This is a genomic window from Ruegeria sp. YTSC192, from assembly GCF_059609705.1.
The window spans coordinates 645165-654728 of the sequence record NZ_JBXWMG010000001.1 but is presented as its reverse complement, the minus strand read 5'-3'; the positions used below and the strand labels follow the sequence as shown (position 1 = coordinate 654728).

At 58.7% G+C, this 9564-nt stretch carries 11 protein-coding genes and 1 pseudogene; 5 read left to right on the top strand and 7 right to left on the bottom strand.

The window, feature by feature from the left end; translation table 11 throughout:
• Positions 1 to 225: pseudogene (locus tag AC2FD8_RS03240) on the bottom strand (hypothetical protein); the annotation flags it as partial.
• Positions 226 to 279: 54 nt separating this feature from the next.
• Positions 280 to 993, bottom strand: coding sequence for a uroporphyrinogen-III synthase (locus AC2FD8_RS03235; RefSeq protein ID WP_496853332.1), 714 nt, complete (start codon positions 991 to 993; stop codon positions 280 to 282).
• 97 nt (positions 994 to 1090) lie between these two features.
• Here AC2FD8_RS03235 and tsaD point away from each other — a divergent pair, with 97 nt between their 5' ends.
• From tsaD to AC2FD8_RS03215, 4 genes are read left to right on the top strand one after another with little or no spacing between them, the layout of a single operon-like run.
• Positions 1091 to 2188 (top strand): tRNA (adenosine(37)-N6)-threonylcarbamoyltransferase complex transferase subunit TsaD, encoded by a 1098-nt coding sequence (gene tsaD / locus AC2FD8_RS03230; protein WP_496853333.1) that lies wholly within the window; start codon positions 1091 to 1093, stop codon positions 2186 to 2188.
• The gene (locus AC2FD8_RS03225) at positions 2185 to 3147 is read left to right on the top strand and encodes an NAD(P)H-dependent glycerol-3-phosphate dehydrogenase (RefSeq protein ID WP_496853334.1); all 963 of its coding nucleotides are present in this window, start codon (positions 2185 to 2187) and stop codon (positions 3145 to 3147) included. Before tsaD ends, AC2FD8_RS03225 begins: the two co-directional genes overlap by 4 nt.
• A gap of 1 nt (position 3148) precedes the next feature.
• Positions 3149 to 3418: a YciI family protein gene (locus tag AC2FD8_RS03220; protein ID WP_496853335.1), complete on the top strand. Its 270-nt coding sequence runs from the start codon at positions 3149 to 3151 to the stop codon at positions 3416 to 3418.
• Positions 3418 to 3840 (top strand): EVE domain-containing protein, encoded by a 423-nt coding sequence (locus AC2FD8_RS03215; RefSeq protein ID WP_496853336.1) that lies wholly within the window; start codon positions 3418 to 3420, stop codon positions 3838 to 3840. Before AC2FD8_RS03220 ends, AC2FD8_RS03215 begins: the two co-directional genes overlap by 1 nt.
• Before the next feature lie 419 nt (positions 3841 to 4259).
• On the opposite strand, the gene AC2FD8_RS03210 is transcribed toward AC2FD8_RS03215, so the two are convergent.
• Both AC2FD8_RS03210 and AC2FD8_RS03205 read right to left on the bottom strand, forming a co-directional pair.
• Complete coding sequence (locus AC2FD8_RS03210) at positions 4260 to 4601, bottom strand: DUF2853 family protein (RefSeq protein ID WP_496853337.1); 342 nt, start codon at positions 4599 to 4601, stop codon at positions 4260 to 4262.
• 115 nt (positions 4602 to 4716) lie between these two features.
• Positions 4717 to 5607 (bottom strand): LysR family transcriptional regulator, encoded by an 891-nt coding sequence (locus tag AC2FD8_RS03205; protein WP_496853338.1) that lies wholly within the window; start codon positions 5605 to 5607, stop codon positions 4717 to 4719.
• 91 nt (positions 5608 to 5698) lie between these two features.
• Between AC2FD8_RS03205 and AC2FD8_RS03200 the strand changes: the two genes are divergently transcribed.
• Entirely contained in the window at positions 5699 to 6775 is a 1077-nt protein-coding gene (locus tag AC2FD8_RS03200; RefSeq protein ID WP_496853339.1) for an L-dopachrome tautomerase-related protein, read from the top strand.
• Between the two features lie 35 nt (positions 6776 to 6810).
• Here the strand turns inward: AC2FD8_RS03200 and AC2FD8_RS03195 are convergent, their stop codons facing one another.
• The 3 genes from AC2FD8_RS03195 to AC2FD8_RS03185 all read right to left on the bottom strand — a co-directional run bounded on the left by AC2FD8_RS03195 (position 6811) and on the right by AC2FD8_RS03185 (position 9378).
• Entirely contained in the window at positions 6811 to 7557 is a 747-nt protein-coding gene (locus AC2FD8_RS03195) for an extensin-like domain-containing protein (protein ID WP_496853340.1), read from the bottom strand.
• Between the two features lie 13 nt (positions 7558 to 7570).
• A complete protein-coding gene (ahcY, locus tag AC2FD8_RS03190; RefSeq protein ID WP_496853988.1) occupies positions 7571 to 8959 on the bottom strand; it encodes an adenosylhomocysteinase in 1389 nt (462 codons plus the stop codon).
• A gap of 104 nt (positions 8960 to 9063) precedes the next feature.
• Positions 9064 to 9378 carry a hypothetical protein gene (locus AC2FD8_RS03185; protein WP_496853989.1) on the bottom strand — a complete coding sequence of 105 codons (315 nt, stop codon included), beginning with the start codon at positions 9376 to 9378 and terminating at the stop codon, positions 9064 to 9066.
• Between the last annotated feature and the right edge of the window lie 186 nt (positions 9379 to 9564).

Genomic DNA, 9564 nt, shown 5'->3' with positions numbered 1-9564 from the left:
TTCGGCTTCGGCTTCGGCTTCGGCTTCGGCTTCGGCTTCGGCTTCGGCTTCGGCTTCGGCTTCGGCTTCGGCTTCGGCTTCGGAAGTCAGCTCCTCGTTCGGCGTGTCTTCGTCAACAGGTGACCCTTCAGCCACACCACCGGATTCAACATTTACGTCTTCGACCAGATCGTCTGTTTTCGGGGTTTCCACCGGTTCCTGATCGGATTTCTTTTTGCCCGCCACCGTCAAATTCCCCTTATTGATTCCAAAATCACCAGAACTACAGACTGCTCCAAGTTAGTCTGCACCCGGCCCGCCCTCAACCCGCATCGCGTGTTTCACGAGCTTTTTAACGGCCTTACGCATCTTCCTGGGTGTTGGTTCCTTGGCGATCTTCAGACGTTCATACCCCAAGGATTTAAGGGGTTCCGCCGTTGTCTCGCTGATTGCGGCCAGCCATAGAGGTGCTACGCCCACCCAGATATCGGCAAATTGTCGCGCGGTGCGAGGTGAAAAAATTGGCGCAATCACTGGCCTTTGGCCCTGCGCTGCAGCCTGTGCCTGCGCGCTGAGCGGCAGCAGAAGCTGCTGGTACACCGCCTGTTCGCGCGTCGTTACGCCCATCTCGGTCAGACGCTCGGCGATGTTGCCCCGGCTGTGTTCGCCACGCAGATGCAGCAGTGGGCTTGCTGGTCTGATCTGCAAGAGACCGGCCACAAGCTCTTCTGCTGTGCCACCGACCATATGCGCATCCCAACCCGCGCCTTCGGCGGTTGCGGTCGTAGTCGGACCCACGCAATAGGCAGGCAGATCCCGGCGCACACCTGCCGACGCCGCCGCATTAACGGCGTTGGAGGACGTGAATATCAGCCCCTGCGTCTCGGCCGTGCAAATCGGAACTGCCAGCGGTTTGATTTCCAGAATGGGGGAATGGATGACCTCAACACGCGATCTGACGCGGGTGGGAAGCTGCGCAACGAACCTCTCCGAGGCGGCGCGAGGGCGGGTCATCAACAAATACAACTATCGGCGCCTTCGGCCTTGGGATTGTTTGCGTCCGCGCAGGGTGGTACCCCGCTTGGCAATCATGATGCAACGGATCAGGCCAATGGTGCAAACACTTACCGTCCTTGGATTGGAAAGCAGCTGTGACGACACAGCCGCTGCCGTCGTGCGCCAAGCCGACGGCGAAAGGGCCGAAGTGCTGTCGTCGATTGTCCATGGTCAGACCGAGCTGCACAGCGCTTTTGGGGGTGTTGTCCCCGAAATCGCCGCCCGCGCCCATGCCGAGAAGCTGGATGTCTGCGTCGTGCAGGCGCTAAAGGATTCGGGTCTAACACTGGCCGAAATGGACGCCATCGCCGTCACCGCCGGGCCCGGCCTGATCGGAGGGGTCATGTCCGGCGTCATGTGCGCCAAGGGGATCAGTGCAGCGACTGGCCTGCCCTTGATCGGCGTGAACCATCTGGCGGGTCACGCTCTGACCCCGCGCCTGACGGATGGAATTGCCTTTCCGTACCTGATGCTGCTGGTTTCGGGCGGGCACTGCCAATATCTGATCGCCCACGGGCCCGAGCAGTTCACCCGTCTGGGCGGCACCATCGACGATGCCCCCGGCGAGGCCTTTGACAAAACTGCCCGTCTTCTGGGCTTGCCGCAACCCGGTGGACCCTCGGTCGAGGCCGAGGCGCGCCAGGGCGATCCCAAGCGGTTTAGGTTTCCCCGGCCTCTGCTGGACCGGCCCGGATGTGACCTGTCTTTCTCGGGGTTGAAAACCGCGTTGATGCGGATGCGTGATCAGATCGTTGCCGAAAAAACTGGCCTGACCCGTCAGGATCGCGCCGATCTATGCGCCGGGTTTCAGCAGGCTGTCGTTGATACTCTGGCCGAGAAAACACGACGCGCCATGGATCTGTATCTGGCCGAAGCCCCCTCGGACCCCGTGATTGCCGTCGCCGGGGGTGTGGCGGCAAATTCGGCCATTCGCGCCGCATTAGAGTCTGTTTGTGCCGAAAAAGGCGCGCGTTTCACCGCCCCTCCCCTTGCACTTTGCACCGACAATGCAGCCATGATCGCTTATGCGGGGATGGAGCGTTTTCGCACTGGCGCGCGTGACGGTCTGGACCTGACTGCGCGCCCCCGCTGGCCCTTGGATCAGACCAGCCCCGCCATGCTGGGCAGCGGTAAGAAGGGCGCAAAGGCATGAGTGTTTCGGTTCTCGGATCAGGGGCGTTCGGTACGGCTCTGGCGATCTCTTTAGCAGGAAACGGGCCGGTCACCCTGTGGTCGCGCAGCGCCGAGCAGGCGAAAGCCATGCAGGATAGTCGGATCAACAAGAACCGATTGCCCGATGTAACCTTGCCCGATGCCATCACCGTCACCTCTGATATCGAAGTAGCGGCGGCAAACGATGTCCTTCTGGTGTCGGTCCCAATGCAGCAATTGCGCAGCGCGCTGCAGGAACATGTCGCAGCTCTGGCCGGAAAGACGCTGGTTGCATGCTGCAAAGGGATCGAACTGTCGTCAGGCCTCGGGCCGATTTCCGTGATCCGCGAAACCATCCCGGACGCACGCCCAGCGCTTTTGACTGGCCCCAGCTTTGCGGATGACATAGCCCGAGGTCTACCGACAGCGCTGACCTTGGCCTGTGCAGATGCCGATCTGCTCGGAACACTGCAAGCGGAACTAACCACCGCCAATCTGCGCCTATACCGCACCACCGACGTGATCGGAGCGGAACTGGGAGGCGCATTGAAAAACGTTATGGCCATCGGTTGTGGCGCTGCCATCGGCGCCGGGCTGGGCGACAGCGCCCGTGCTGCCCTGATGACGCGCGGCTTTGCCGAAATGCAGCGCTTTGCCCTCATGCGGGGGGCGCAACCAGAGACGCTTATGGGGCTGTCCGGGTTGGGCGATCTGGTGCTGACCTGCTCGTCCGAACTGTCCCGAAATTACCGTTTTGGCCTGTGTTTGGGTCGAAATCAGCCCTTCGATACCACAACAACCGTCGAAGGCGTCGCCACCGCCCGCGCCATGGCCGATATCGCCAGGGCCGAAGGTCTGGATATGCCTATCAGCGCCACAGTGGCCGACCTGAGCCAAGGCGCCTACAGTGTGGCGCAAGCCATCGAAACCCTGCTCAACCGACCCCTCAAGGAGGAATAACATGCTGATCGCCCTTATCGCCCGTGACAAACCCGGCGCGCTGCAAACCCGCCTGGACAACCGCTCGACCCATTTGGCCTATATCGAAGAAACCGGCGTTGTATCGCAGGCTGGCCCGCTGCTGGACGGAGACGCGATGATCGGCTCGCTGGTGATTCTCGATGTCGAAGATCTGGCCGCTGCGCAAAGCTGGGCCGACAATGACCCCTATGCCAAGGCAGGTCTGTTCCAATCCGTCGAACTGATCCCGTGGAAGAAGGTGATCGGCTGATGGCGTACTGGCTGTTCAAATCCGAGCCATCAACCTGGAGCTGGGACCAACAGGTTGCCAAAGGGGATACGGGCGAAGAATGGGACGGCGTGCGCAACTATCAGGCGCGCAATTTCATGCGGCAGATGGCAATCGGTGATCGCGGGTTCTTTTACCATTCGCAAAAGGACAAGGCGATCGTAGGCATTGTCGAGGTCTGCGCCGAGACCCATCCCGACAGCACCACCGATGACGAGCGTTGGGAATGCGTGGACATCAAGGCGGTAAGGCCATTTGAAGTTCACGTCACGCTGGATCAGATCAAAGCGGATGAACGATTGGGTGAAATGGTGCTGGTCAAAAACTCTCGGCTGTCGGTGCAGCCTGTCACCGAGGCAGAATGGCAGGTGATCTGTGCTTTGGGTGCGACCGAGGCCGACTAGATCGCTTTGCGTTTGATTTGAATCGAAATACACTGCCTCTCCCTGCGGTCGAATGCGCATTTCGACGGCCTTGCCTAAGGCAAAACGCAAAGCGCTTTAAAATAGAGGGAAGGCCCTGCGCGGTGCAGAACCTTCCCTACCCCACGTGCTCCCTACTCACCACACGCGTATTGGAATCTGTTGGTTCTGACCGTCCTGGCCACATAAGGACCATAGCCTGTTTTCTTGGGCCGCTTCAAACACCAAGTCCTTAAAATATAACTCAAAACAAAAACGCCCGCCGATAGATGGGCGGGCGTTTGGATCGCTTTGCGTTTGATTTGAATCGAAATATGCTGCCTCTCCCTAAGGTCGAACGCGCATTTCGATGGTTTTGCCTCAGGTGAAACGCAAAACGCTTTAGTTTGAAAGCGTTACGTTTAGCCGTAAACGGATTCTTTGCCGAAATGCTTGGTCAGCATGTAGTAGACCACGGCACGGTACTTGTTGCGCTCGGACATGCCATAGGTTTCCAGAACCGCGTTTATGGCTTCCATCAGCTCAGGCCCGTCTGCCAGACCCAGTTTTTTGATGAGGAAGTTGTTTTTGACAGTCTCCAGCTCTCCGCTCTGGCTGGCTGCCACAGTCGACGCGTCGGCGTCATAGATCGCCGGGCCACAACCGATAGTGACCTTGGTCAGCAGGTCCATATCGGCATCCATGCCGCATTTGTTTTTCAGATCATCGGCGTATTTGGCGATCAGATCGTCGCGTTTTCCCATAAAACAGTCTCCCTATCAGCAGTCCAGGCCGCAGTTACTCAAATCCTAAAAACAGGTGTCGGAAGCCTAGCCATTCCTCCTATTCCCACAAAGGGAAAAATTCCGCGCTTTCCCCCTAAGCGGAGGAGCGCCTTTGCCGCGCGTCGTGAAAGGCCCGATCCGAAAGGTCCGAAAACGCACGAACCTTGCGCCCCGGTGTGCTGCTGCCCGCGTGAACAAAGGCAATTGGTGCAAAAGGGGATTTCAACGCATCTGGCAAAACCTCCACCAGCGTACCCTGCTGCAGCTCTCGCTGAACGGCCAGACGGGATTTGACCGCCAGCCCCAGCCCCTGCACCGCGGCTTCGGTCAACATGTCCGAGTTGGAAACTGCAATGCGTCGTGTGACGGACAATTGCCCCTCATGGGTGTCGAACCGTGTCTGCCAGGGCAAACACGCCCAGCGCATCTTGCGCAGGTCTTCGACGGATTTGGGCATCTCGTATCGCGCAATGAAACCCGGCGCGGCGCAGATGATCCGGTCATTGTCGCAAAGTTTGCGCGCCTTCATGGTACTGTCGGCCAATTGCCCAACGCGAATGGCGCAATCAACGCCCTCATCCACCAGAGAGACATAGCGGTCGACGGCCAGAAACTCGATGGTCAGGTCCGGGTGATCCTCCTGAAAGCCGTCCATCAACGGCATGATGAACCGGGATAGAATCCATGGTGACAGAGTCACGCGCAGATGGCCTCGCAACGCGCCCTTGCCGCTTCCTGCCTCCAACTCGGCTTCACGCAGATCCGCCAATAAAGGTTCGATCCGATCCAGAAAGATCAGACCTTCATTGGTTAGCTGTACCCGGCGGCTGTTGCGGTGAAAAAGTTTGAGGTTCAGCACCTCTTCTAACTTCGCGATCCGGTGGCTGACCGTCGCGGCCGAAATGCCCAGCGCCTTTGCAGCCGATCCGACCCCTCCGGTTTTGGCGACGGAGACAAAGGTCAGCAGATCGTTCACATGGTACATTCGAAAATTCCTAACACTGGTTTCGAACTTGAGCCAGTTATCCGCGAAAATTTCAAATGATATCTGATCGGGTACATCAGAGGAGGACCCGATGAAATCGCTCTATGCAGCTACATGCGCCTTGGCGCTGGCTTTGCCCGCCGCGGCAGCCGAATTGGAAACGTATCTTGAGTTCGAGAAGGCCATGCCTCCGGGCAATCTGGCGATTGGACCGGATGGGCGCATGTTCATGTCGGTTCATGAATTCTACGGGCCAGAGTTGCGCGTGGTCGAAGTGATGCCCGACGGATCAACCAAGCCCTACCCGACCGAGGACTGGGCCCGCGCCCCGCAAGACGATGCCGATGGATTGAACGGCGTTCTGGGCCTGCGGGCAGATCGCGATGGTATCCTGTGGATGCTGGACGGTCAGGGTGAAAACCAGACCGGGCGCATTGTAGGTTGGGACACCAAGACCGAGACGCTGCATGCGATCCACTATATCGGCGCCCCTGTCGCGCGGCCGACCTCGTTCCTGAACGATCTGGCCGTGGACCGTGATCATGGGGCGGTTTACATCTCGGATACGGGTGACGGTCAGAACTCGGCCATTATCGTGGTTGATCTTGAGACGGGCCGCGCCCGGCGCGTACTGGAGGGGTCCCAATTCACCATCCCCGAGGATACCCCGATGGTGATTGACGGACGCGAGATCACGCTGGGCGGCAATCCCGCCAAAATCGGCATCAACCCGATCACCGTCGATCCAACCAATACGTGGGTCTACTTCGCCCCGATGACGGCAAGCGCGATGTACCGCATCCCCACTGCGGCACTGCTGGATGAAAGCCTGTCGGATGCCGAACTTGAGGCGCAGGTCGAACGCTATGGCGATAAACCGATCTCGGATGGATCGACCGTGGATACCGGTGGCAACGTCTATATCACTGCGATGACGGACAATGCGCTGGGCGTGACCAAGCCAGATGGCAGCTACGAGGTTCTGTTCCAGTCGGATGACGAATTGCCGTGGCCAGACGGGTTCTCGATCGGTGCGGATGGGTATGTCTATGCCACGATTAACGAGCTGCACCGCTCACCCGTTCTGAACAATGGCGAGGATGCCTCCAAGGGGATCTACAAGATCGTCCGGTTCAAATCGCTGGCGGATGCGGTCAGCGGACGCTGATCCTGGCCCGGCCCTGATCTGCGGGGCCGGGATACCTATCGGCAATAGCCCCAGCCGGGACCTTGCAGGTGAAAATGATCCGCGTGCAGTCGGTTGAAATTGGGGCCGAGAACCACGCGGAACCAGTCACAGGCCCCCTTCCCGATCCGCTGCAGAAACGCGGCCTCGGGTCCCGGCAGGGACCAATCCTGCAACAGGCTGAGTGTTCGCCCATCCGCAAGCTCAACCCCGATGATATCAATTGAATCCGCTGTTGCGTGGCTGCTCCAACCGCTGTTTTCACCTTGCGCGGTCCGCATGCGGCGGCAATTATAGCTGCCCAGATGCTTCAGGGTGCGCACTTGAGTACCCAACAGGTCCTGCGCGGCGGGTTGGACGACGTGATGCTCCCACATCGCCAAACGCAGGGCGGTTGCACAACGGGTCTCGACCCCGCCCACCCGGGCACTGACCAAGCGGGAGAGCTCACCCCGCCCGGAGATTCCGCAGTTCTGGTCGACCACCAGATCCTCCATCTCTGAAAACGCGACACCGGCCTGAAACAGCGTGGCCCGGCACTGCGTCTCATCCGCCAATGCCTGGTTCATCTGATACTTGGTAACGGGCGTAACCGGCGCGGTAAGTGTGAGATTTCGCAGAGGGTTCCAGTGGTCGGGCAGCGGTGACTTGGGATGCGACAGCAGTACATATCCGGCCGACCCAACAAGAAATAGAAATACGATGATCGAAAAGAAAGACGCCGCCAGATACAATATCCGGCGGCGTCCTGAATGTTTGGTCATACCCGATCCGCGATCAGTAGCGGTAATGCTCGGGCTTGTAGGGGCCTTCCGGCGCAACACCGATATAGGCCGCTTGTTCATTGTCCATCTTGGTCAGCTTCACGCCGATGCGATCCAGATGCAGGCGGGCCACTTTCTCGTCCAGATGCTTGGGCAGGATATAGACGTCGTTGTTGTACTGATCACCTTTTGTGAACAGCTCGATCTGCGCCAGAACCTGATTGGTGAACGAGGCCGACATCACGAAGGACGGGTGACCGGTGGCGTTGCCGAGGTTCAGCAGACGGCCTTCGGACAGCAGGATGATACGGTTGCCCGAGGGCATCTCGATCATGTCCACCTGTTCCTTGATGTTGGTCCATTTGTGGTTCTTCAGGCTGGCCACCTGAATTTCGTTGTCGAAGTGACCAATGTTGCCGACAATCGCCATGTCCTTCATCGCGCGCATATGCTCGATGCGGATCACGTCCTTGTTGCCCGTGGTGGTGATGAACACATCCGCCGTTGCAACTTCGTCTTCCAGCAATGTGACTTCATAGCCGTCCATCGCAGCCTGAAGCGCGCAGATCGGGTCGACCTCGGTCACTTTCACGCGCGCGCCCGCGCCGGACAGCGAGGCGGCCGAGCCTTTGCCCACGTCGCCATAACCACACACGACAGCAACCTTACCGGCCAGCATGGTGTCAGTGGCGCGGCGGATACCGTCGACCAGCGATTCCTTACAGCCGTATTTGTTGTCGAACTTCGATTTGGTGACCGAGTCATTCACGTTGATCGCCGGGAACGGCAGGTGGCCGTCTTTCACCAGCTGATACAGGCGGTTCACGCCGGTGGTGGTTTCCTCGGACACGCCTTGGATCTGGTCCCGCATCTTGGTGAACCAACCGGGCGAGGCCGCCATACGCTTGGCGATCTGCTTCTTGATCACCTCTTCCTCTTCCGATCCGGGAACGGGAATGATGTCTTCACCCGCCTCAGCGCGTGCGCCCAGCAGGATGTACAGCGTCGCGTCGCCGCCATCGTCCAGGATCATGTTCGGGCCGTCTTCGAACAGGAAGGATTTGTCCAGATAATCCCAATGCTCTTCCAGCGTCTGGCCTTTGATGGCGAAGACCGGAACACCAGCTTCAGCAATCGCAGCCGCCGCGTGGTCCTGAGTCGAGAAGATGTTGCACGACGCCCAGCGCACGTCGGCGCCCAGGGCAACCAGCGTTTCGATCAGAACGGCGGTCTGGATAGTCATGTGCAGCGACCCAACGATCCGCGCACCGCTCAGAGGCTTGCTTTCACCATATTCCGAACGCAGCGCCATCAGGCCCGGCATTTCAGTTTCGGCGATATCCAGTTCCTTGCGGCCAAACCCGGCCAGCGAAATGTCTTTGACGATATAGTCCCCGGCCATCAGGCGCTCCATTTTTGCGGTCAATCACAGTTCCGGCTGCCCCTAGCATCCCTTGGGGCAGGTGGCAATGTGGATGACCGAAAACGGGAAGTTACGCCGCAAAATCAGCTGGGCGTGCCGTCAACCTTGACCTTCGGAATCGCTTCGAAAAAATCGGTGCCAACGGCGACAATACAACTTAAGCCGTTCGCGTGGGTCACCAAAACGGTGTAGCTACCCGTTTTTTTGGAGGTCCAGACCTCCATGACCGACTGCGCGCCGCGTGATTTCTGCAAACCGCCAAAAACCAGCTCTTCCGAGTAGCTTTTTTGCAGCTTGTCGACCACCTGCTCGCGCTCTGCACAATTCTGGGCAAATGCGGGCGGTGCCGTGGCGGCCATACCAAAGGTCAGGGCGATTGCGAATAAACGTTTGAACATAGCAAACTCCTTTCGTTTCACTTTGTGAGAGGAGCGCACCGGGAGAAGCCAGTGCCCCCTCGGTTTAAATGTCGGGATCAGTTGGTGTGGATTCAAAGCACGAATGCTCAAGAAAACGTTGGCAGCTGGTGATCCTGACAGGTACATCATAGCACCAAAGGACGCTTTTTGATGTGTCCCACTTCA